This window comes from Polymorphospora sp. NPDC051019, assembly GCF_040683055.1.
Lineage (GTDB): Bacteria > Actinomycetota > Actinomycetes > Mycobacteriales > Micromonosporaceae > Polymorphospora > Polymorphospora lycopeni.
The window spans coordinates 12546-33954 of record NZ_JBFBCH010000039.1; the positions used below are offsets into that span (position 1 = coordinate 12546).

Consider the following 21409-nt stretch of genomic DNA (forward strand, 5'->3'; position numbering starts at 1 on the left):
TCTCAGCCGTCGACGGTCGCGTCCAGCTCGCCCTCGGCGAGCCGGAGCCGGATCTGGTCGCCCTTCGTCACCTCGCCGGCCGCCCGGACGACGTGGCCGTCGGCGCGCTGCACGATGGCGTAGCCCCGCTGCAGCGTCGCGGCCGGTGACAGTGCCCGCAGCCGGGCGAGGGTCTGCCGCAGGTCGCCGGTGGCCGTGGTGAGCCGGTGGTCGAGGCAGCGGCCGGCCCGCTCGCGCAGGCCGCGTACGTCGACGACCCGCTGTTCGATCATCACCTCGGGCCGGGCGAGGACCGGCCGGGAGCGGACCGCGTCGAGGCGCTGCCGCTCGCGGTCCAGCAGGCCGACCACGGCGCGGTCGAGGCGCTGCCGGGCCTGCCGGATCAGCCGCAGTTCCTCGGCCAGGTCGGGCACGATCCGCTTGGCGGCGTCGGTCGGGGTCGACGCGCGTACGTCGGCGACGTAGTCGACCAGCGGGACGTCGGTCTCGTGGCCGATGGCGCTGACCACCGGGGTGCGGCAGCCGAAGACCGTCCGGCACAGCGCCTCGTCGGAGAAGGGGAGCAGGTCCTCGACGCTGCCACCGCCCCGGGCCAGGACGATCACGTCGACACCCTCGTCGGCGTCGAGCAGCCGGAGCGCCTCGATGATCTGCGGTACGGCCGTCGGCCCCTGGACCGGCACGTTGACCACCCGGAACTCGACCGCGGGCCAGCGCCGACGGGCGTTGGTGAGCACGTCGCGTTCGGCCGCCGAGGCCCGGCCGGTGATCAGACCCACCCGGCCGGGCAGGAACGGCGGGCGGCGCTTGCGGGCCCGGTCGAAAAGCCCTTCGGCGGCGAGCAGCTTCTTGAGCTTCTCCAGCCGGGCCAGCAGCTCGCCGAGCCCGACCTGCCGGATCTCGTCGGCGCGCAGGCTCAGCGTGCCCCGGGCCGCGTAGAACTCGGGGCGCGCGTGCAGCACCACCCGGGCTCCCTCGGCCAGCTCGGGCGCCCCAGCGTCGAGCACGTCGCGGTTAGTGGTCACGGTCAGGCTGAGATCGGCCGACGGGTCACGCAGGGTGAGGAACACGGTGCTCGCGCCCGGCCGCCGGCTGATCTGGGCCACCTGCCCGTCGACCCAGACCCAGCCGAGCTTGGCGATCCAGGCGCTCACCTTCTGGCTCACCACGCGCACCGGCCATGGCTCTTCGGGGGTGCTGCGGGGCGTCTCGGCCTGGGTCACCGGGCCAGCCTACGGCCGGCCACCGACACCGTCCGCGAGCCCGGCCGGCGTGCCGGTCCCGGTCCCGGCCGCGACCGGCGTGCCGGTCCCGGCCGCGCGGGCGGAACCCGGGGTGGTGCGGCTCGCGGCCGCTGCCGCCCTCGGGCGGCCCACGTACGATGGGGCACGTGACCGAGGCTCAGGCGATCCCCCAGACCCGCAAGCGCGTGCTGCTGGCGAAACCCCGCGGCTACTGCGCCGGCGTGGACCGCGCCGTGCAGACCGTGGAAGAGGCGCTCAAGCTCTACGGGGCGCCGATCTACGTACGCAAGCAGATCGTGCACAACAAGCACGTCGTGTCGACCCTGGAGCGGCAGGGCGCCATCTTCGTCGAGGAGAACGAGGAGGTGCCCGAGGGGTCGATCGTGATCTTCTCGGCGCACGGCGTCGCGCCGGAGGTGCACGAGCAGGCGAGGGAGCGCTCGCTGAAGGCGATCGACGCCACCTGCCCGCTGGTCACCAAGGTCCACCAGGAGGCGAAGCGGTTCGCCGCCGAGGACTACGACATCCTGCTCATCGGGCACGAAGGGCACGAAGAGGTCATCGGCACCGCCGGTGAGGCTCCGGCCCACGTCCAGCTCGTCGACGGCCCCGATGGTGTCGACAAGGTGACGGTGCGTGACCCTTCGAAGGTCGTCTGGCTGTCGCAGACCACGCTCTCGGTCGACGAGACGATGGAGACGGTCGCCCGCCTCAAGCGTCGGCTGCCGATGCTCCAGTCGCCGCCCAGCGACGACATCTGCTACGCGACCTCCAACCGGCAGCACGTGGTGAAGCAGATCGCCCCGGACTGCGACGTGGTGATCGTGGTCGGCTCCCGCAACTCCTCCAACTCCGTACGCCTGGTCGAGGTGGCCCTGGACGCCGGCGCGCGAGCCGGTCACCTGGTCGACTACGCCTCCGAGATCGCCGACGAGTGGCTCGCCGGGGCGACCACGGTCGGCCTGACCTCCGGCGCCAGCGTCCCCGACGACCTGGTGATGGAGGTGCTCGACCACCTGGCCGAGCGCGGCTTCACCGACGTGGCCGAGGTGACGACCGCCGACGAGCGGCTGACCTTCTCGCTCCCACAGGAGCTCAAGCGGGACATGAAGGCGGCGGCCACCGCCCGGTCCGCCGAGGCCGCGACCCTCGCCGCCGGCGCCGGACGCGCCTGACCGGCGGCGGGATGGGAACGCCGCCGGCCGCCAGCGCGTCGAAGATCGTATGAAGACGTTCCGGAAGGTCCTGCCCGGCCTGGTGTTGTGCCTGCTGGTCGGGGCCTGTGCCCAGGACGGGACGGCCGCCCCGTCGCCCGGCCCGACGCAAGGAGGAACGGTGACCAGCCCGTCCGGATCCGAAGACCTGCCGGTGCCGACGGTCAAGCCGACCCCGGACCGGACGGCGACCGGCCCTGGCGCGACCGGCGCCCCAGGCCCCACCCGGCGCCCGCCGGGCCTGATGACCCTGACCGGCACCGTGACCGCCGGGGTCGAACCCAACTGTTTCCTGCTCGACGGCTACCTGCTCGTCGGCGGCACCCCCACGGTCCGGGCCGGCGCCCGGGTCACCGTCACCGGCCGGGTGCAGGCCGACATGATGACCACCTGCCAGCAGGGCACGCCGTTCGTGGTCGAGGCCGCCGAACCCGCCTGAGCCGGCCCACGCCGCCGGGGCCCGGCCCCCGCCGCACCGGCCGGCCCGGACACGGAGGAGCCCGCCCCCACCGGGGACGGGCTCCTCGTCGTACTGCGAGCTGCGGTCAGCTCAGTTGACCGTACCGATCTCCAGGGCACCGCGGCCGACGACCGCGCCCTCGTCGGTGACGATCTGGAGCTCACCGGAGAGCTGCCGCCCGGCCGCCGGAACGGACAGGACGGTGACCGAACCGTTGAGGGTGCCGGTCGCCCCGTGTGCCAACACCAGCGGCGTGGTCGGCGCGGTGACCGAGCCGAGCGCCGTGCTGTAGAACACGTCGAGGTAGTCGTACTCGGTCGTCCCGGCCGGAACCGAGTACCCGTCGATCTCGATGGTGTACGTCCCGGCCGGCGGGTTGTTCAGCGTGACGGCCTCCTCGGAGCTGCCGCCGGCGCTGCGGCCGACCTCGGCACCGTTGCGGTAGATGAACAGGTCGAGGTCGGCGGCGGGGTCGGCCGGGTTGCCGATCCGCACCACGAGACGGCTCGCCCCGGCCGGCACCACGACCTGGTAGGTCGAGACGGCGAGGTGCGCGATGGTGGGCCGCTGGCTGAGGGCGCTGCCGAGCTGACCACCGACGGCGGTGACGCTGACCGGACCGTAGTCGTTGGTCACCGACAGGCTGACCGGGGTCGGCTCACCGGCGGTGACGTTGGGCAGTTCGACGACCTCCGGGTCCACGGTGACGCCCTGGATGCGGGCCCGCAGCTGGTACGGGTTCTCCAGCTGAGGCGACGTCCGCCGCGACTCGACCTCGATCTCCCAGATGCCCGGCTGCGGGTTGTCGTACGACCGCTCGTCCGGCTTGCAGGGGCTGGGGAAGTTGCTGAAGCACTGCGTGCTCTGGGTGCTGTCCACCGGGATGCCCTGCGGGTTGAACGCGACGAAGCGGGTCTGCGACCCCTCCGCGAGGCCCGACAGGTTGACCTGCAGCGACTTCGCGCCCTGCGGCACGTTGACGAAGTAGGTCTTGAACAGGTTGCGGTCGACGGTGCCGCTCACCGCGTACGAGAAGTCGGGCGCGGTGGTGGTCTTGGCGACCACGACGGTGTTCATGAACTCGAAGTCGACCCACGGGGTCGCCGGGTCGTCGACCCGCATGATGGCGCTGTGGTCGCCGTAGTCGCCACGGGCCTCGAGGTGGATCTTCACCGGCTGGTTGAGCGGCAGGATGATGTTCTTCGGCCCGTTACGGAACGTGCCGTCGTTGCCCAGCCACTGGACGTTGTGCTTGATGTTGCGGTCCGGGCCGGTGGTCCGGGTGATCGTCATCTCGTACTGCTTGGGCGCGTTGCGGCTGTGCCCACCGTCGGTCGCGGCGCACCGGTTGTAGAGGCCGGTGCCCCGGTGCGGGGTGGCGAGGAAGCCGGAGAGCGGGGTGCAGACCGGGGCGTCGATCGTGTAGCCACCCGGCTGGACACCGCCCGCGAGCAGGTTCCACGCGTTGGGCACGTTGAACTTGCCGTTGCCCTGGCCGTTCGCGGTCACACCCGGGATCCAGTCGCCGGTGGAGTAGATCGCCCGGCGGAGCTGGGCCGGGGTGATCTCCCGGTTGGTGGCCTTGGCGGCCGACAGCAGCAGCGCGGCACCACCGGCGGCCTGCGGAGCGGCCATCGACGTACCGTTGCTCATCTGGTAGCCCGGCGGCAGCGGGTAGCCGGCCTCGGCGACCGGTCCGCCCGGCTGCCACAGCGGCGTGGTGGAGATCGCCGAACCCGGGGCGGTGATGTTCGGCTTGAGGCCGCCGTCCTCGCGCGGGCCGCGCGAGGAGAAGTTGAAGAGCTGGTCCGGCGTACGGGTCACCGAGCCGTAGTTGGCCAGCCAGGTCTCCTGGCTGATGCTGGCGGCCACCGCCACGGCGTCGCTGGCGACCGACGGGTCGCCGGAGGTGTTGACACCCGGGCCGTTGTTGCCGCCGGAGAGGAAGAGCTGCACCCCGTAGTCGTTGATCAGGGTGTTGTAGAGGTGCGTACGGGCGTTGTTGCCGTCGTTGAGGCCGGGCAGGCCACCGATCGACATGTTGACGACGTCCACGCCACGGTTGACGACGAGTTCGATCATGCCCTCGAAGAGTGCGGCGGCGGTGCAGCCACCGGCGAAGGTGCAGGCCCGGGCCGAGACCAGCTTGGCGCCGGGGGCGGCGCCGTCGAAGACGGCGTTGCCGAACATGTCGTTGGCGGCGGTGATGCCGGCGACGTGCGAGCCGTGCGAGCTGGAGACGATGCCGATGTTGACGTAGTCGACCAGCCCGGGGCCACCGGCCGCGGTGGTGTCGACGTCCTCGCGGAACTCGACGACGAACGGGATCTGCTCCCGGACCGGGGTGGCCGGGTTGTCGGTGCCGAAGTGCCCGACGTCGAAGCGCTCGCCGTACGGCCGCATCAGCGCGTCGTCGGTGAAGTCGCGGTTCTGGTTGACGTCGACCCAGATGTCGTTGGTGACGGGGTTGTAGAGGATGCCCCAGACGTCGGTGGTGTCACCGTCGCGGTTGACATCGCCGGCGACGTCGCCGCCGGCGGCGGCCGACTCGGCGAAGGTGTTGAAGAGATAGGTGCCGGCAGGCGCGGTCCAGGTGCCACCGACCGCGGTGAAGGTCGGGCCGGTGACCGAGGTCAGCATCGGCCGCCAGGTGCGGTCGCCCTCGAGGACCGGGTCGGTGGCGGTGAACCAGTCGACGATCTTGCGCTCACCGGTCGTGGTGGTCTGCAGCGCCGGGTGGTCCAGGTCGATCCCGGAGTCCATGATGCCGATCGTGATGCCGCGGCCGTCCCAGGTCGGGTTGGCCTCCTTGAACGCGACCGAGCCGATCTCGTGGGTCGGCATGAAGGGGTTGGCGGCCGGGGTGTCGGCGCCGGGAGCCACGACGGCGGACCTGGCGGCGCGGGCGGCCTTGCTGTCCGTCACCGGATCCGGTGCGGGCAGCGGGACCGTCTCGTTGAGGTCGACCGCCGTGACGCCGGGGAGTTCGGCGGCACGCACCACGGCCGAGGTGGGCAGCTGCGCGCGGACGTAGCCGACCTCGTCGACCTGCTTGCCGACCTTGCCACCGAGCTTGGTGAGCCCGGCGGCGACGTCCTTCGTCTTGCCCTTCTCGGTCGTGACGATGACGGTGACGGTCTGCTCGCCCTTGCCGCGGGCCTCGGCGAGCAGCGTCCGGTCGTGGGCGCCCAGCTTGTCGCCGGGGCCGCCCTTGAGAACGTCCGGTCCGGTGGTCGGGTTGGCGTAAGCGATGCCACCACCCACCACGGTCATGGCGCCGGCAGCCATGACTGACGCGAGGAGTGCGGCGGAGGTACGCCTACTCCAGATGCGGGGTTTTGTCACGTTCTCTATCCTCCGGAGAACAAAGGCCCTGGGGTGCAGGGCACGTGTGACCGCATCCTTCGCGTTAGTCACGATGATTGTCACTATCTCGCCGGGCGTTGTGACCAGCCCGTGACATGAATTAGCGCATTGATGTCCGCAATTGCCGCTACTTTGTCCGTAATGAAGTGGGTGAATTGGTGTCAGGCTAGGATCTTGTGTAGAAAGTGGACTTTCCGGGCTCGAATCTGCTCCGTCGCAGGTCAGGCCGGTGATGGTGGATCGGCCGCCGGCCGCCGTCGGAAAGGCGACACTCCACCGTGGAAAACTGTCCTGAGCGACTGATCAGTGTGTTCGGTCGGACCCACGGGCCGGTTCGGGCAGGCGTACCGCCATCGGCTGATCGACCAGTTCCGGAGCCTGCGCCTGCCGGGGTGTCACCTCGACCTGCGCCGGTGCCGGCAACTCGTCGCCGGACACCCCGAGATCGGCCAGCTTGCGTGCGCTCACCAGCACCCGCGCCTCCAGCGAACCCACCGCCCGGTTGTAGGCGGTCACCGCCGAGCCGAGTGACGCACCCAGTTTCGACACGTGGTCACCCAACGTGGACAGTCGGCCGTACAACTCCCGGGCCAGCGAGTGCACCGCCACCGCGTTGCGGGCCAGCGCCTCCTGCCGCCACGAGTAGGCGACCGTCCGCAGCAGGGCCACCAGCGTCGCCGGGGTCGCCAGCACGACGTCGCGGGCGAACGCGTGCTCCAGCAGCGCCGGATCACGCTGCAACGCCACGTCGAGGAACGGGTCGGCGGGCACGAAAAGCACCACGAACTCCGGCGCCTGGTCGAACGCCGCCCAGTACGACTTCGCCGCCAACGCGTCGACGTGCGCCCGCAGGTGCCGGGCATGCGCGTCGAGGTGCGTGTCACGACCCCGCTCGTCGCGCGCCTCCATCGCCGACAGGTACGCGTCGAACGGCGCCTTCGCGTCGACCACCACCGACCGTCCACCGTGGAGACGCACGACCAGGTCGGGGCGGACCAGCCGCTCGTCGGTGGTGCCGGTCACCTGCTCCGAGAAGTCGCAGTGCTCCAGCATCCCGGCCGCCTCGACGATCCGCCGCAACTGGTGCTCGCCCCACCGGCCGCGTACCTGCGGCGCCCGCAGCGCCGCCACCAGCTGCTTGGTCTCGGTCCGCAATTCGCCGGAGACCTGACTCATCGAGCGGACCTGCTCACGCAGTTCGGCGTACGCGTCGACGCGGTCGTGCTCCAGCTCGGTGACCCGCTGCTCGTACCGGCGCAACGTGTCGTGCAGCGGCGCGACCGCCCGCGCCACCGCCTCCTGCGACTGCGCGGTCGCCTCGTACGACAGCGCCCGCATCGACTGCTCCAGCCGGCCCTCGCCGTCGCGGGTCGCCCGCAGCGTGGCGTCGAGCCGGGCGATCTCGGTCGCCGACCGGGCCCGGGCGGCGAACCACCCCAGCGCGGCGCCGGCGGCCAGACAGACGACGATCACGGCCAGTGTCGAGGGCTCCACCCGGTGGAGCATGCCAAACGGACCCGTACCGCCGGAAGTCGCAGCGCCGGGAGCCGGTGACCCGTACCGTCGGTTCTGCGGTATCGGCCCGCATCCGGGTTCGCCCGGACCGGACAACCCGAACCGTCGGGTAGGGCTAGCCGGATGGCGCCCCCGGGCCGGAAGAGGCAGAGTTCGCAGGTGTGAGTGTGGAGACCCGACCGTCGGCCGACCAGTCGCCCACCGGCCCGGAGCGGCCCGGCACCCGTACCCCGACCGGCCGCCGGCCCGCGTCCGGCCAGCGGCCCGGACGGTCCCGGCGGACCGCCGCCGGCTGGATCGGCGGGGCGGTCGTCGCCGCCCTCGCCGTGATAGCGGTCAACTCGGCGTCCCAGGCCCTCGGCCAGTTCCACTGGTGGGCCGGCTTCGTGCTGGTACCCGGCGCGCTGATCGCCGCCACCGGCGGTCCCCTGGTCGTCCGGGGCGGCAACCGGGCCTTCGCCGGCTACGTCATCGCCTGCGTCGGCGGCCTCGTCTTCGCCGTCGGCGCGCTGCTGATGTTCGGCGTGATGAGCCGGGGCTGGCCGCTGATGGTCGTGCTGCCCTGCCTGGCCGTCGCCGGCACGTACGGCTGGCAGTTGGAGCATCCGCTGGCCCGCGGGCTGCACCGGGTGGTCGCGATGCTGGCGTCGACCGGGGCGGCGGTCGGCATCACCCTCCAACTGATCGTCCTGGACTGGGTGGAGCTGACCGGGGTCCACTGGTGGGGCGGGTTCATGATGCTCGCCGCCGTCATCGTCTTCTTCAACGCGCTGGAACTCGTCCGGCACCGCATGCAGTACCGCCTACAGGCGATCGCCCTGCTCGTCGGACCGGCCGTGGTCACCTTCCTGCTCGGGCTGCGCTTCGTGCGCGGCTGGTGACCCGCGCGGGTCGTCGAGGCGGGCCGCGCCGGAAACCGGTCCGGCGCGGCCCACACCCGGTCGTCAGAACGCGCAGGCCACCACGAGTTCGGTGGTGCGGTCCGGCAGGAAGTCCAGCTTGCCGATCCGGCCCGCCGCCCGCAGGTCGTCCCCGACCAGCGCCAACCGCTCCAGCATCGCCGCCGGGCCGAGCACCTCCGCCAGTGGCACGTCCGTACGCATCGACAGCTTGCGCTCCGACTTGGCCCGCCGGACCTGGGTCAGCGCCGCACCGGCGAGCCGCAACAGGTCGGCGTCACCGTCCTGCGCGGCCCGGCGCACCTCGTACGTCGTCGGCCACGGCGACCGGTGCACCGACCCGTACCGCCACCAGGACCACACCTCCTCGGTCACGTACGGCAGCACCGGCGCGAACAGCCGTAGCTGCACCGACAGGGCGGTGGCCAGCGCCGCCCGCGCCGAGTCGGCCGCCGGCCCCGAGCCGTAGGCACGTTCCTTGACCAACTCGATGTAGTCGTCGCAGAACGTCCAGAAGAACGCCTCGGTGGCCTGCAGTGCGGCGGTGTGGTCGTACGCGTCGAACGCCGCGCTCGCGGCGGCCACGACCTCGGACAACCCGGCCAGCATCGACCGGTCCAGCGGCTGTGTCACCTCGGCGCGCAGCGCGTCGGCGGCGCCGAGCCCGAGGGCGAACTTCGACGCGTTGAGCAGTTTCGTCGCCAGTCGCCGGCCGACCTTGATCTGGCCGGGGTCGAACGCCAGGTCCGTTCCGGGCCGGCCGTTCGCCGCCCAGTAGCGCACCGCGTCCGACCCGTGCTGCTCCAGCAGCGCCATCGGGGTGACCACGTTGCCCTTGCTCTTCGACATCTTCTTGCGGTCCGGATCGAGGATCCAGCCGGACAGCACCGCGTCCCGCCACGGCAGCACGCCGTGCTCCAGGTGGGACCGCACGACCGAGGAGAACAACCAGGTACGGATGATCTCCTGCCCCTGCGGACGCAGATCCATCGGGAACACCCGGGCGAACAGGTCCGGATTGGTCTCCCAGCCGCCGACGATCTGCGGCGAGAGCGACGAGGTGGCCCAGGTGTCCATGACGTCCGGGTCGGCGGCGAACCCGCCCGGCCGCCCACGCTGCGCCTCGGTGTATCCGGCCGGCACGTCCGAGGTCGGGTCGATCGGTAGCAGCGACTCGTCGGGCGTGAGAGGGTGGGCCAGGTCCGGCTCGCCAGCGTCGTCGAGCCGGTACCAGACCGGCACCGGCACGCCGAAGAACCGCTGCCGGCTGACCAGCCAGTCGCCGGTGAGGCCGCCCACCCAGTGCTCGTAGCGGTGCCACATGTGCGCCGGCACCCAGTTCAGCTCCCGGCCCCGGGCCAGCAACTCCTCCCGCAGATCCGCGTCCCGGCCGCCGTTGCGGATGTACCACTGCCGGGTCGACACGATCTCCAGCGGCGAGTCGCCGCGCTCGTAGAACTTCACCGGATGGGTGATCGGCCGTGGCTCGCCGACCAGGTCGCCGGAGGCGGCCAGCCGGGCGACGATCTCCCGCCGGGCGGCGTTGACCGACGAGCCGGCGATCGGCGCGTACGGCCCGGCCGGCACCCCGGGCGGGGCCTGCGGCAGCAGCCGGCCGTCCCGCCCGATCACGACCCGGGTGTCCAGGCGCAGTTCCCGCCACCAGGTCACGTCGGTCAGGTCACCGAAGGTGCACACCATCACCAGACCGGTGCCCTTCTCCGGGTCGGCGAGCGGATGGGCGTGCACCGGCACCTCGACGTCGAACAACGGCGTACGCACCGTGCGGCCGACCAGGTCCGCGTAGCGCCCGTCGGACGGGTGGCAGACCAGCGCCACGCAGGCCGGCAGCAGTTCCGGCCGGGTGGTGTCGATCTCGACCGGCCCGGCCGGGCCGTGGAACCGCAGCCGGTGGTAGGCGCCCGGCCGCTCCCGGTCCTCCAACTCGGCCTGGGCGACCGCGGTGCCGAAGCCGACGTCCCACAGCGTCGGTGCCTGCGCCGAGTACGCCTCGCCGCGCGCCAGGTTGCGCAGGAACGCCCGCTGCGAGGTGGCCCGGGCCACCGGCCCGATGGTCGTGTACGTCAGCGACCAGTCGACGCTCAGCCCGAGCCGCCGCCACAGCGCCTCGAACACCTTCTCGTCCTCGACGGTCAGCCGCTCGCACAACTCCACGAAGTTGCGCCGCGAGATCGACACCGGGTTCTTCCGCAGTTCGGCGCCGATCGGCGTCGCCGGCGGCTGCCACGCCGGGTCGTACGGCAGCGACGGGTCGCAGCGCACCCCGTACACGTTCTGCACCCGGCGCTCGGTCGGCAGGCCGTTGTCGTCCCAGCCCATCGGGTAGAAGACGGTGCGGCCCCGCATCCGCTGGTAGCGGGCGACGGTGTCGGTGTGCGTGTAGGAGAAGACGTGCCCCATGTGCAGTTCGCCCGATACGGTGGGCGGAGGTGTGTCGATCGCGTATACGTCCGAGCGGTCCTTCGACCGGTCGAACGCATACGTGCCCGCCTCCTGCCAACGCCGCGACCAGGTCTCCTCGATGCCGTCCAGGGTCGGACGTTCGGGAATCCCGGCGCGCGCGGGCGTACCCACCTCGCTCCGCTCGGCGGCTACGCCTTTTGAACTGAGCTGGCTGATTCCCTCGCTTCGCTCGGTCATGCCCGTATCAGTCATGCGCCCGATGCTACGTTCGCCCCCGGATGGCAGCGACCTCGTTATCCGGCGGCCTCGTGGTCCAGCAGCCAGCGCTTGACCGGCAGGCCCCAGCGGTAGCCGCCGAGCGTGCCGTCGGTGCGTAGCACCCGGTGGCACGGCACGAACAGGGCGGCGGCGTTACGGGCGCAGGCCGCCGCCGCGGCCCGTACGGCGGCCGGCCGCCCGGACAACTCCGCGTAATTGGTGTAGGTGACCGGCCCGCCCGGCTTCACCTGGCGCAGCGTCTCCCACGCGTGGGCCATGAAGGCGCCGCCGGTGCGCTGCTCGACCGGCACCGCGTCGATCGCGGTCAGGTCGCCGTCCAGGTAGGCCCGGACCGCCGCGGTCACCGGCCCGAGGTCCGGTCGCGGCCGTGGTTCGGCCCGCAGGTCCGGGTGCACCAGCGCCAGCAGGGCCGGGACGTCGGTGGTGAAGCCGGCCGCGCGGACCGCCCCGTCCGGGCTCGCGAGGATGGTCAGCGGCCCGGCCGGCGTGTCGATGGTGCTGCTGTTCATGAGGTGACTCCCTTGTCCGGCGCGGCGCGCCACAGTCTGATCACGGCATACGACCGCCACGGCCGGAACCGGGCCGCGTACGCGTCGAGCGCCTTCGCCTCACCGGGCAGGCCGAGCGCGACGGCTCCCCGGCGTACGGCGAGGTCGGTGGGAAGGAACGTGTCCGGGTCGCCGATCGCGCGCATCGCGACGTACCCGGCGGTCCACGGGCCGATCCCGGGCAGCTCGGTCAGCCGGCGTACGGTCTCCGCCCGGTCGGCACCCGGATCGAGGTCGACGGTGCCGCCGGCGACGGCCGCCGCGAGGGTCCGGATCGTCTCCCGCCGGGCCGCCGGCATCGCGTACACCTCGTCGGGCAGGTCGAGCAGCCGCTCCGGGGACGGGAACGGCACCAACCCCTCGCCGGCCCCGTCCGGCGTGGCCGCCCGTACCAGGCGGGTCAGCACCGTACGGGCACCGGAGACCGAAACCTGCTGGCCGACGATCGCGCGTACCGCCATCTCGAAGCCGTCGACGGAGCGTGGCACGCGTACGCCGGGTTCGGCCGCGACCGCCCCGGCCAGCGCCGGGTCGGCGGCGAGCGTGCCGTCGACCGCCTCCGGGTCGGCGTCGAGGTCGAGCAGCCGGCGGCAGCGGGCCACCGCCGGGGCGAGATCGCGTACGTCGGCGAGCCGCAGCGTCGCCGCCACGTGCCCGGGGCGCGGCGTCAGTTCGACCGTGGCGAGTCCGTGCGGCAGCCGCAGCCCGCGCCGGTACGTGTCGCCTTCCATCTCCTCCACGCCGGGCAGCGCCCGCAGCCGCAGGAAGTCCAGCAACGCCCCGGCGTGCAGCGGCGACCGGTACGCCAGCCGCAGCGCGATCGCCCCGCCGGCCGGTTCCGGGCCGGGCCGCCGCCGGGCGCTGTCCCGCAGGCCGGACGGTGCCGTCCCGTACACCTCACGGATCGTGTCGTTGAACTGCCGTACGCTGCCGAATCCGGCGGCGAACGCGATCTCGGCGAGGCCCAGGTCGGTCGTCTCGACCAGGATCCGGGCGGTCTGGGCGCGCTGGGCCCGGGCCAGCGCCAGCGGGCCGGCGCCCAACTGCTCGGTGAGCATCCGGCCCAGGTGCCGTTCGGTGTAGCCGAGCCGGCGGGCCAGGCCCGGCACCCCGTCGCGGTCGACCACCCCGTCGCCGATCAGCCGCATCGCCCGGCCGACCAGGTCGGCGCGGACGTCCCAGTCCGGCGAGCCGGGGGAGGCGTCCGGCCGGCAACGCTTGCAGGCCCGCAGGCCGGCGCGCTGGGCCGCCGCCGCCGACGGGTAGAAGCCGACGTTCTCCCGCTTCGGGGTGACCGCCGGGCAGGACGGCCGGCAGTAGATGCCGGTCGAGGTGACACCGGTGTAGAACCGGCCGTCGAACCGCTGGTCACGGCTGTCGACCGCCCGGTAGCACCGTTCGAAGTCCAGGTCCACGCCATCGATCCTGCCTCGCCGGTGGGCCGGGTGACTCGCGGAAATCGGACCTGATCGTGCCGGTCCCGGCGGCCACCCGGTGCTGCCTGCGCGGGTGCCCCGCGGGCTTCCGTAGGATCGGACGACGTGACCCTCTCGCTTGGCATCGTCGGCCTGCCCAACGTCGGCAAGAGCACCCTGTTCAACGCCCTGACCAAGAACGACGTGCTCGCCGCGAACTACCCGTTCGCCACCATCGAGCCCAACGTCGGTGTCGTCGGGCTGCCCGACCCCAGGCTGGAGAAGCTCGCCGAGATCCACGGATCGCAGAAGATCATCCCGGCGCCGGTCTCGTTCGTCGACATCGCCGGCCTGGTGCGCGGGGCCTCGAAGGGGCAGGGGCGGGGCAACGCCTTCCTCGCCAACATCCGCGACGCCTCGGCGATCTGCCAGGTCGTACGCGCCTTCTCCGACCCGAACGTCGTGCACGTCGACGGCAAGGTGTCGCCGGCCGACGACATCGAGACGATCAACACCGAGCTGATCCTCGCCGACCTCCAGACCCTCGAGAAGGCGCTGCCGAGGCTGGAGAAGGAGGCCAGGGTACGCAAGGAGCGGGCCGGGATCGCCGCCGCCGCCAAGCAGGCCGCCGAACTCCTCGACGGCGGCACCACGCTCTACGCCGGCGCGGCCAAGGCCGGCATCGACCTCGCCGAGCTGCGCGAGCTGCACCTGCTCACCACCAAGCCCTTCCTCTACGTCTTCAACGTCGACGAGGCCGAACTCGGCAACGCGGCCTTCCTCGACGAGCTGCGGGCGCTGGTCGCCCCGGCCGAGGCGGTCTTCATGGACGCCAAGGTCGAGTCGGAGCTGATCGACCTGCCCGAGGAGGAGGCCCGCGAACTGCTGGAGTCGATCGGCCAGGCCGAGCCCGGCCTGCACCAGCTCATCCGGGTCGGCTTCCGGACGCTGGGCCTGCAGACCTACCTGACCGCCGGGCCGAAGGAGGCCCGGGCCTGGACGATCCCGATCGGCGCGACCGCGCCGGAGGCCGCCGGCGTCATCCACTCCGACTTCCAGCGCGGCTTCATCAAGGCCGAGGTCGTCTCCTTCGACGACCTGGTCGCCGCCGGCTCGATGTCGGCCGCCAAGGCGGCGGGCAAGGTCCGGATCGAGGGCAAGGACTACGTCATGCAGGACGGCGACGTCGTCGAGTTCCGCTTCAACGTCTGAAGCCGGCCGGTTTCCCGAGGTCAGGAGTCTGTGTCCTCACCCTGGGGCACATCGGGGGCACAACCCCACGCCTCATCGACGGCTCGGCGGGTGCGCTCCTCAGAGTCCGGCATCAGATGCCCGTACGTCGACAGCACCAGGGTCGCGTTCTCGTGCCCTAGCCGCTCGGCGACCGTGATGACCGATTCACCCTGCATCAGCAGCACCGAGGCGTAGTGGTGGCGCAGGTCGTGGCTGGTGGTGCTCTTCGGTAGCCCGGCCTTGCGGACCGCCGCGCCGAATATGACCGAGCCGTAGTAGTCGTGCCGATACGGGCCGGCGAACCGGGTCGTGAAGATGGTGCCGTCATCGCCGGGCGGGGAGTCCGCCACGTGTGCGCGGAGAGCGTCCGCGACAACCTGGGGCAGTGGCACGGTACGGCGAGACCGAGGCGTCTTGGGTTCCGTCCGCACCTTGGACTGCGGCGCGAACTGCCACTCGATTCGCACCAGGCGTGCGGTGAAGTCGATATCCTGAGTGCGCAGCGCGAGCAGTTCACCGAGGCGCAGACCCAAGCCAGCCTGAGTGAGCACCATTGCGCGGTTGCGGGCGGGCATGGCGTCGGCAAGCGCACGCACCTGGTCGACGGTGAGCGGCACAACCCGTTCCCGATGGGCTGACGGCAGACTGACCCGGACCACCGGAGAGCGGCCGACGAGGCGATCCAGCACTGCCGCCGCATAGATCGAGCGAAGCAGCCCGACGAGGTTGCGCAGGGTCGACGGAGCCAGCACCTTTGCGCGGTCGGCAGCCCAGGCCTGGACTTCGGAGGGCACCACCGCTGCCAGGCGGCGGGAGCCGAGCGGGTTCCCGGCGATGTGGGTCTCGATCAGGCTGGCAACCCGGCGGGCGGTGGTGGGCCGGTGGGCACGGCCGGCAGCCCAGCGGCGGGCGTACTCGACCACGGTGGTCTTGTCAGACGGGTCGACGTACTGGCCCCGCAGGATATCGGCCTCAACCTGGGCAAGAAAGCGGTCAGCGTCGAACTTGCGGGTAAACGAACGCTTCCGCTGGCGGCGGGCGTCGTCGCGCCACCGGGCGAGGTAGGTCACCTTGCCCTCACGGACACGCTTCTCAACGCTGCCCATTCAGGCCGCCTGCCTGGCCAGCCAGGAGCGGACGTCGGTGGGGGCGTAGCGCAGGTGACGGCCGACCTTGAAGGCGCGTGGCCCGGTGCGGCGGTAGCGCCACTGGTACAAGGTTCCGACCGGCACACGCAGGTACGTCGACACTTCCTCTATCGACCACAGTTCGTTGGCCGTTGATTCCCGGCTTGACAATGTCCTCTCCTCTTTGTCGTGAGCTATGCGGCCCGGGACAGCCCCGGATTGGTGCAGAGTTCGTGGGCGAGTTCTTCGCGGGCGGTGCGTTGTCGGTCGCGGGCGAGGGCGGCGGCAGTGTTGGCGAGGAGGGCGTCTCCGGTGGTGTGCCAGCCGGCGCCGGTGAAGGTCAGGACGCCGACGACAGCGGTGTCGGGCTCGTCGACGGCGGGCCGCTGCTCGGCGGCCTGGTCCTCGTGGCGGCGGTAGGTGATGCGGGTGTCACGCAGGAGTTGGAAGGTGACCGAGTAGCGGCGTGCTTTGGTGAGGAAGTGGCCGCCGTAGCCGAGCATGTGAGCCCACCTGCGCAGCCGGGCGTACGGGTTGCCGCTGGCCGGGTTCGTCGGTTCGGTGTCAAGGGCGGCTTGACGTTCGGCGACGCAGACGGGGCAGGCGCGGTAGCGGGTGCGGGTGCCGCAGTCGGGGCAGTTCCACGGCTGTTCGAAGCCGGGTTCCGGTCGGGGGGCGCGGGGCCGACTGGACAGAGGTTGCGGGGTGCCGGTGGGTCGGCCGAGGCGCCAGCAGGCGTCGATGAGGCGGGCGGTGTGGTCGCCGTCGGGGTCGGCGTGGTCTGCGATGGTGTCGGCGTCGAGGCGGGTGGAGCGGTGGCCGGTGGATTCGGTGCTCTTGGTTGCGTACTTGGCGAGGTAGCCGGCGGCCATCCCGTCGGTGACCTCGCCGCCGGTGAGGCTGATCGGGCGGACGTCGAGCTGTTCGCCCCACAGCACATGCCAGCCTTGCGGGCGGTCTGGGTGGGCCGGGGTGGTGTAGGTGGCGCGTTGGGCGGCGAGGGTGACGGCCTGGACGACGTCGTCGACGGTGATGACCGGCGGGGGAGGGACGACGGCGGTCGGGTCTGCGGGGTCGACGCCGTCGGCGCGGATCAGTGTGTGGAAGTGCACTGCGGCTCGCGCCTGGAACTCCGCGGCCTTGCCGTGGGAGAGGCGGACGGGTGGGACGCGGCGGGTTTTGCCACTGGCGGTGGTGACCAGGACGTCAGCCACGCCGTGTCGGCGGGCGATCTGGTTGAGGTGGCGTTCGGCGATGGGTTTGGTGCGGCGCCAGAGTTCGCCGGTGAAGGCGTTCCAGACGGCCTGGTGGTCGTGGTCGTAGCAGTCCAGGCACAACGGTCGGGACAGCACCTCGTCGCCGAGTTCGTGGCGTGCCCAGCAGACGGCCGGGCGACCGTGGCGGCACAGGCCGGTGTCGCGGCGGGGGTGGCACGGGTCGGGCCGGCAGTCACAGCGTTTCCGGTTGGTGCAGGTGTGGGCGCGGACGGTGCGGGTGTGGACGGTGCCGAACGACGGGGCGGTGAAGGTGGCGAACACCGCTGGATGACGGGTGACCGATTCGGGCACGCTCTTCCCGCCGACGAGGCCGGCGCGCAGCAGCTGGTAGGCGTCGGCCTGGTAGACGGCGGCGCAGGCCGGGCAGACGGTCGCGCGTCGGTTGCCGCACGCCTTGTAGATCGCGGCGTCGGGAAGGCGGTCGGTGTGCCGCTCGTCCAGCAGACGACCGGTACCCGTTTCGACGGTGAACAGGTGGCCGGTCAGGCGGACGGGGCGGGTGCAGCCGGCGGCGGCACGGACGTGGTCGAGCCAGCGAAAGTAGTCCGGCTGTCCGGCACGCAGGAGGGCAGAGCCGGCGGCGGTGTAGTCGGCGGGTGGGGTGTCAGCGTTCGAGCCCACCCCCCGGGCCAGAGCGGCACGGGGGGTGAGGTCCAGCGTCGACACCATCAGGCAACGTCCTGCGCGGGACGGGTGCCGGTGGTGATGTCGGTGATGGTGCGTTCGGTGACGATGACCCGGCAGGCGCCGCACTGGCGCTTTTCCGGTTCGTGCCGGTGGCACGGGATCTGGACGGTCTGTGCGCCGCAGCGGACGGTGACCGGTGCCCGGCAGGGACCGCCGGGGATGACAGCGACGACGGTGCGTCGGATGTCGTACGGGTGCGGCTCCGGGTGAGCCGGGCAGGTGTGTAACACCCGTTCCAGGTCGACGAGGTAGATGGTCATCGGCCGCTGCCGTTCAGGGCGGCGGGGGTGTTGACGGTGTCGAGGAGGTGTCCGGCGACGGCCGGGGTGATGCTCATCCGTACGGCGAGTTCGTCGGCGGTGATGGGGCGTCCGGTGGTCTGTTCGTGGTTGACCACGACGAACCGGGCGGTGGGTACCAGGTGCGGCGGAACGGTGACGGGTTCCGTCGTGGCGGTGATGGCCGGCAGTACGGCCGGCGGCTCGTCGACGACGGGCGGGGCCGGGTCGGCGGGCTCGTCGAGGACATTGGCCGAGATCGGGGCTTCGATCTTCGTCGGCGTTTCCGTTTCGGTTTCGGTGTTGGCGGCCGGGGTGGTGGAAAGGACGAGTTTGGCCAGGGCCATGAAGGCCAGGGCGGGTACGGCGGACAGCAGCCAGCCGGACGGGCCGGGTTTGGCAACCGCGAGTTGTGCGGCGAGGGAGAGACCGGCGGCGGCGATGAGTAGGAACATGGGGTAGCCGATGGGCTGGCCGGTGCGGCGGCGTCGACGGATGGTGAGCAGCGCGGCGATGGGGACCAGTTCGCTGATGACGGCGTTGGCCCAGCCGAACCACTCGCCGGTACCGGCGGGGCTGTTGTCGAGGGTCCAGTCCTTGACGTGGGTGAACGATGCGGCGCCAGCGAATCCGGCGACGGTGAGCAGGATGAGGACTAGGACTAGGCCTTCGACGCGGTGGGTTCTAGTGTTCGACATCGCAGGTCGCCTCCTGGGTGGTGTCTCCGGGGATGAGGTCGATGACGCCGAGGCAGCCGTGGCACAGGACCGGGGCCAGGCCGAGGCGGGCGAGCCGGTCGGCAAGGCAGTGCAGGCAGGTGTATTCGGCGGGGAAGATGCCCTCTCCGTCGCAGATGGGGCAGGGGTTCAGGCAGGCGGGGCAGGGGCGGTAGACCTCGTTGAGGACGCCGTGGATGCCGGCGGGGGTGTTGCCGTCGATGCACCACAGGCAGGGGTCGGCAAGGTGGAAGGACATGTCAGCTCCCGATGCAGTCGAGGCATTCGCCGTGGCGGCGGGGGATGTAGTAGGGCTTGACCTGGTCGCAGGTGGTGCAGGTACGGCGGGCCAGCAGCGCCCGACCGATCGCCACGCGCTGTGCGGGGGTGGCGGTGCGCTTCGGCTTGGCCAGGTCGACGCGGTAGAGGTAGGCGACACGACGGCCGGAACGGTGACGCCAGAAGATCTGGGCTACCGGGTCGTGTCCGCCGGGGCGTAGGCCGGCGGCGCGCAGTTGCCGGATGGTCGCCAGCCCGTCAGGTGCTCCCCGGTAGGGGAAGGTCGGGAAGCCGTAGCGGGTGCCGTGCGGGTCGTAGAACTCGACCGGGATCGCGGTCCGTTCGGTGAGGATGTCGGTCATGGGGTGCCGCCCCAGCGCTGTTGGGCGGCCTGGCGGGAGATGCCGAGTCGGGTGCCGATCTCGGCCCAGGAGTAGCCGAAGGCACGTAGGCCGATGACGGCCTGTCCGATGGCGTTGTCAAGGGTTTCGGACAGGGCGACGAGGTCGCGGAGGGCTTCGACGTCTCCGGTGGCGACGCGGCGACCGTGGGCGGCGATGATGCGTCGGGTGAAGGCGGCGAATTCGTCGTTCTCGACGACGGTCCGGCGGCGCGGTGCGGGCCGGAGGGGTGTCAAGCGGTCGTTGACGCCGTTCATGCGTTTCCACCCCCGGCGGGGTGCTGACGGTCCCAGATGTCGGCGGCGTCTCGGAGGGCGGTGGTGACGTCGTCGCGGGCGCGTTCGGTGTCGTCGTTCCAGTCGCTGATGACCTCGAAGTTGAGGTCGGCTTCGATGTCGGTGGTGTGGTCGTAGTCGGGTTCGAGGTGGTTGGCCAGGATCGCCTGTGCGATGAGGCAGGCGGTGTAGTCGTCGGCCGGGATAGTGGCGGTGGTGACGTCGTCGGCGTTGCCGGTGGCGGCCATGCGGATGGCGCCCATGGCACAGGCGGGCGGGTACGGGGTGTCGGCGTCGAGGTCGAGGAGGAAGCCTTGGTGCCAGCCGTGGCGGTCGAGGTAGACAGCGGCGTTGCGCAGCAGCTCGGCCGGGGTGATGTCCCGGGTGGGTGGTTGGTGGGTAGCCTTCACGGCAACCACGTCCTTTCGGGGGTTGTGGTGTGGTCGGCAGGACCGGGTTTGCTGCCAGGCGTGTTCCGGTCCTGTCGGCCGTCTACTTCGGTGCGGTCCGCAGTCGCAGGTAGCGGCGGAAACGCGGGTCTTCGCGGGACACCCGTTCGGGTGCGGAGGCGTATACGAGCAGCCCGGAGGCGGATGCCTGGTGGACGATCGCGCTGACGTCCTCGGGCGTGCCGATGATCCACAGTTCGGTGAACTGTGCGGCGCGGGCGTTGTCAGCTTTGGCGCGGGCGCGTTCTCTGGTGTTCATCCGGCGACCTCCCAATCAAGCCGTGACGAGGTGGGGCGGCGGATCCAGGCGGCGTAGTCCGCGATGGCCTGGATCTGGGTGTCGGACAGGTAGGCGACCTTGATCCGGCGGGGCGTGACGCCTTCTGCGATCAGGTACGCGGCGCCCTGGTTGGTCGGGGCGATGTCGGTGGCGGTGTAGCCCTGTTCGGCCCAGCCGTGGCCGAGGACGATGTTCGAGGTGTTCGGGGTGGTGCACCGGAACGCGGCCCGGTAACCGAACAGATCTCGCAGGCTGGTCGGGATGATGTCGAAGCTCGGCCGCTGAGTTGCGGCGACGACGGGGATGCCGGCAGCACGACCCCGAGCGACCAGGTCACGCAGCAGTGCGACGAACTCTTCCTGTTCGGGCTTGCTGCCCACGGTCGCGGAGTAAAACGCGATCTCGTCGATGATCGCGGTGATGACGGACATGCCGTCACCGGGGGCGATCTTGCGTCGGCCGTGGGCGCGCAGCCACGCGTACCGGTTGTTCATCACCGTCTGAAGACGGCGTAGGACGGTCAGGGCGTGGGTAATGTCCGGGCCGACGAACTCGTCGGCGACGTCTGCCCACAGGCCAAGCTCGACGAGCTTGCCGTCCAGCAGGACGAGGCGGGTGTCCACCGACAGGGCGGCGTGGGCGGCGATGGCGTTGAGTAGGCCGGACTTTCCGCCGCCGGGTTCGCCGCCGGCGAGCAGGTTGCGGTAGACGAGGTTGAGGTAGACGGGTTCACCGAACTCGTCGATGCCCAGATAGATCGGGTCGTACATCGACAGCGACGGGCCGACCGGCACGACAGCCGGGGCAGCAGCAGACATCAGAAGTTCTCCTTTGTGGAGGTTGGGCCGGGGCGGGAGCACCACGACAGGCGCCCCGCCACCGGTTTGGGGTCAGATCCAGTCGGACAGGTCGTCGGCTTCACCCGAGGTGGGAGCCGGCTTCTTGCCGTTCGCGGACGCGGCGGCGGCTGGCTTGGCCGGCTTCTGCGTCGGGAGGGTGATCGGTTCGGCTGCCACGTCGGGCAGATCCAGACCGACCGGCAC

At 71.4% G+C, this 21409-nt stretch carries 21 protein-coding genes; 4 read left to right on the forward strand and 17 right to left on the reverse strand.

Annotated elements, in window-relative coordinates; all coding sequences use genetic code 11:
• Positions 1 to 2: 2 nt before the first annotated feature.
• Positions 3 to 1223 (reverse strand): exodeoxyribonuclease VII large subunit, encoded by a 1221-nt coding sequence (xseA, locus tag AB0M79_RS35570; protein ID WP_364222983.1) that lies wholly within the window; start codon positions 1221 to 1223, stop codon positions 3 to 5.
• Between the two features lie 167 nt (positions 1224 to 1390).
• Between xseA and AB0M79_RS35575 the strand changes: the two genes are divergently transcribed.
• The gene (locus tag AB0M79_RS35575) at positions 1391 to 2419 is read left to right on the forward strand and encodes a 4-hydroxy-3-methylbut-2-enyl diphosphate reductase (RefSeq protein WP_357533381.1); all 1029 of its coding nucleotides are present in this window, start codon (positions 1391 to 1393) and stop codon (positions 2417 to 2419) included.
• A gap of 49 nt (positions 2420 to 2468) precedes the next feature.
• Positions 2469 to 2897, forward strand: coding sequence for a hypothetical protein (locus tag AB0M79_RS35580; RefSeq protein ID WP_364222986.1), 429 nt, complete (start codon positions 2469 to 2471; stop codon positions 2895 to 2897).
• 111 nt (positions 2898 to 3008) lie between these two features.
• On the opposite strand, the gene AB0M79_RS35585 is transcribed toward AB0M79_RS35580, so the two are convergent.
• Both AB0M79_RS35585 and AB0M79_RS35590 read right to left on the reverse strand, forming a co-directional pair.
• Positions 3009 to 6263, reverse strand: coding sequence for a S8 family serine peptidase (locus tag AB0M79_RS35585; protein WP_364222989.1), 3255 nt, complete (start codon positions 6261 to 6263; stop codon positions 3009 to 3011).
• Positions 6264 to 6587: 324 nt separating this feature from the next.
• Positions 6588 to 7790, reverse strand: a complete 1203-nt coding sequence (locus tag AB0M79_RS35590; protein WP_364222992.1) for a DNA recombination protein RmuC — start codon at positions 7788 to 7790, stop codon at positions 6588 to 6590.
• A 176-nt stretch (positions 7791 to 7966) separates the two neighbouring features.
• Here AB0M79_RS35590 and AB0M79_RS35595 point away from each other — a divergent pair, with 176 nt between their 5' ends.
• Entirely contained in the window at positions 7967 to 8680 is a 714-nt protein-coding gene (locus AB0M79_RS35595; protein WP_364222995.1) for a hypothetical protein, read from the forward strand.
• A gap of 63 nt (positions 8681 to 8743) precedes the next feature.
• Here the strand turns inward: AB0M79_RS35595 and valS are convergent, their stop codons facing one another.
• The 3 genes from valS to AB0M79_RS35610 form a co-directional block, all read right to left on the reverse strand.
• Positions 8744 to 11269: a valine--tRNA ligase gene (valS, locus tag AB0M79_RS35600; RefSeq protein WP_364223040.1), complete on the reverse strand. Its 2526-nt coding sequence runs from the start codon at positions 11267 to 11269 to the stop codon at positions 8744 to 8746.
• A gap of 146 nt (positions 11270 to 11415) precedes the next feature.
• The gene (locus AB0M79_RS35605) at positions 11416 to 11910 is read right to left on the reverse strand and encodes a methylated-DNA--[protein]-cysteine S-methyltransferase (RefSeq protein WP_364222998.1); all 495 of its coding nucleotides are present in this window, start codon (positions 11908 to 11910) and stop codon (positions 11416 to 11418) included.
• A complete protein-coding gene (locus tag AB0M79_RS35610; protein ID WP_364223001.1) occupies positions 11907 to 13364 on the reverse strand; it encodes an AlkA N-terminal domain-containing protein in 1458 nt (485 codons plus the stop codon). The genes AB0M79_RS35605 and AB0M79_RS35610 overlap by 4 nt, the downstream gene beginning before the upstream one ends.
• A 126-nt stretch (positions 13365 to 13490) precedes the next feature.
• On the opposite strand from AB0M79_RS35610, the gene ychF reads away from it, so the two are divergent.
• Complete coding sequence (gene ychF, locus AB0M79_RS35615; RefSeq protein WP_364223004.1) at positions 13491 to 14576, forward strand: redox-regulated ATPase YchF; 1086 nt, start codon at positions 13491 to 13493, stop codon at positions 14574 to 14576.
• A 20-nt stretch (positions 14577 to 14596) separates the two neighbouring features.
• On the opposite strand, the gene AB0M79_RS35620 is transcribed toward ychF, so the two are convergent.
• The 11 genes from AB0M79_RS35620 to AB0M79_RS35670 all read right to left on the reverse strand — a co-directional run bounded on the left by AB0M79_RS35620 (position 14597) and on the right by AB0M79_RS35670 (position 21184).
• Positions 14597 to 15703, reverse strand: coding sequence for a site-specific integrase (locus AB0M79_RS35620; RefSeq protein ID WP_364223007.1), 1107 nt, complete (start codon positions 15701 to 15703; stop codon positions 14597 to 14599).
• Complete coding sequence (locus AB0M79_RS35625; protein ID WP_364223010.1) at positions 15704 to 15895, reverse strand: helix-turn-helix domain-containing protein; 192 nt, start codon at positions 15893 to 15895, stop codon at positions 15704 to 15706.
• A gap of 23 nt (positions 15896 to 15918) precedes the next feature.
• The gene (locus AB0M79_RS35630; RefSeq protein ID WP_364223013.1) at positions 15919 to 17670 is read right to left on the reverse strand and encodes a replication initiator; all 1752 of its coding nucleotides are present in this window, start codon (positions 17668 to 17670) and stop codon (positions 15919 to 15921) included.
• Positions 17670 to 17948: a hypothetical protein gene (locus AB0M79_RS35635; protein WP_364223016.1), complete on the reverse strand. Its 279-nt coding sequence runs from the start codon at positions 17946 to 17948 to the stop codon at positions 17670 to 17672. Before AB0M79_RS35635 ends, AB0M79_RS35630 begins: the two co-directional genes overlap by 1 nt.
• Positions 17945 to 18664 carry a hypothetical protein gene (locus AB0M79_RS35640; RefSeq protein ID WP_364223019.1) on the reverse strand — a complete coding sequence of 240 codons (720 nt, stop codon included), beginning with the start codon at positions 18662 to 18664 and terminating at the stop codon, positions 17945 to 17947. Before AB0M79_RS35640 ends, AB0M79_RS35635 begins: the two co-directional genes overlap by 4 nt.
• Entirely contained in the window at positions 18651 to 18941 is a 291-nt protein-coding gene (locus AB0M79_RS35645; RefSeq protein WP_364223022.1) for a hypothetical protein, read from the reverse strand. The genes AB0M79_RS35640 and AB0M79_RS35645 overlap by 14 nt, the downstream gene beginning before the upstream one ends.
• Position 18942: 1 nt before the next feature.
• Positions 18943 to 19323 (reverse strand): RRQRL motif-containing zinc-binding protein, encoded by a 381-nt coding sequence (locus AB0M79_RS35650; protein ID WP_364223025.1) that lies wholly within the window; start codon positions 19321 to 19323, stop codon positions 18943 to 18945.
• On the reverse strand, positions 19320 to 19619 hold the full coding sequence (locus AB0M79_RS35655) for a hypothetical protein (protein WP_364223028.1): 300 nt from the start codon (positions 19617 to 19619) through the stop codon (positions 19320 to 19322). Before AB0M79_RS35655 ends, AB0M79_RS35650 begins: the two co-directional genes overlap by 4 nt.
• A complete protein-coding gene (locus AB0M79_RS35660) occupies positions 19616 to 20047 on the reverse strand; it encodes a hypothetical protein (RefSeq protein WP_364223031.1) in 432 nt (143 codons plus the stop codon). The genes AB0M79_RS35655 and AB0M79_RS35660 overlap by 4 nt, the downstream gene beginning before the upstream one ends.
• Before the next feature lie 82 nt (positions 20048 to 20129).
• Positions 20130 to 20345: a hypothetical protein gene (locus AB0M79_RS35665; RefSeq protein ID WP_364221154.1), complete on the reverse strand. Its 216-nt coding sequence runs from the start codon at positions 20343 to 20345 to the stop codon at positions 20130 to 20132.
• A complete protein-coding gene (locus AB0M79_RS35670) occupies positions 20342 to 21184 on the reverse strand; it encodes an FtsK/SpoIIIE domain-containing protein (protein ID WP_364223034.1) in 843 nt (280 codons plus the stop codon). Before AB0M79_RS35670 ends, AB0M79_RS35665 begins: the two co-directional genes overlap by 4 nt.
• Positions 21185 to 21409: the final 225 nt, after the last annotated feature.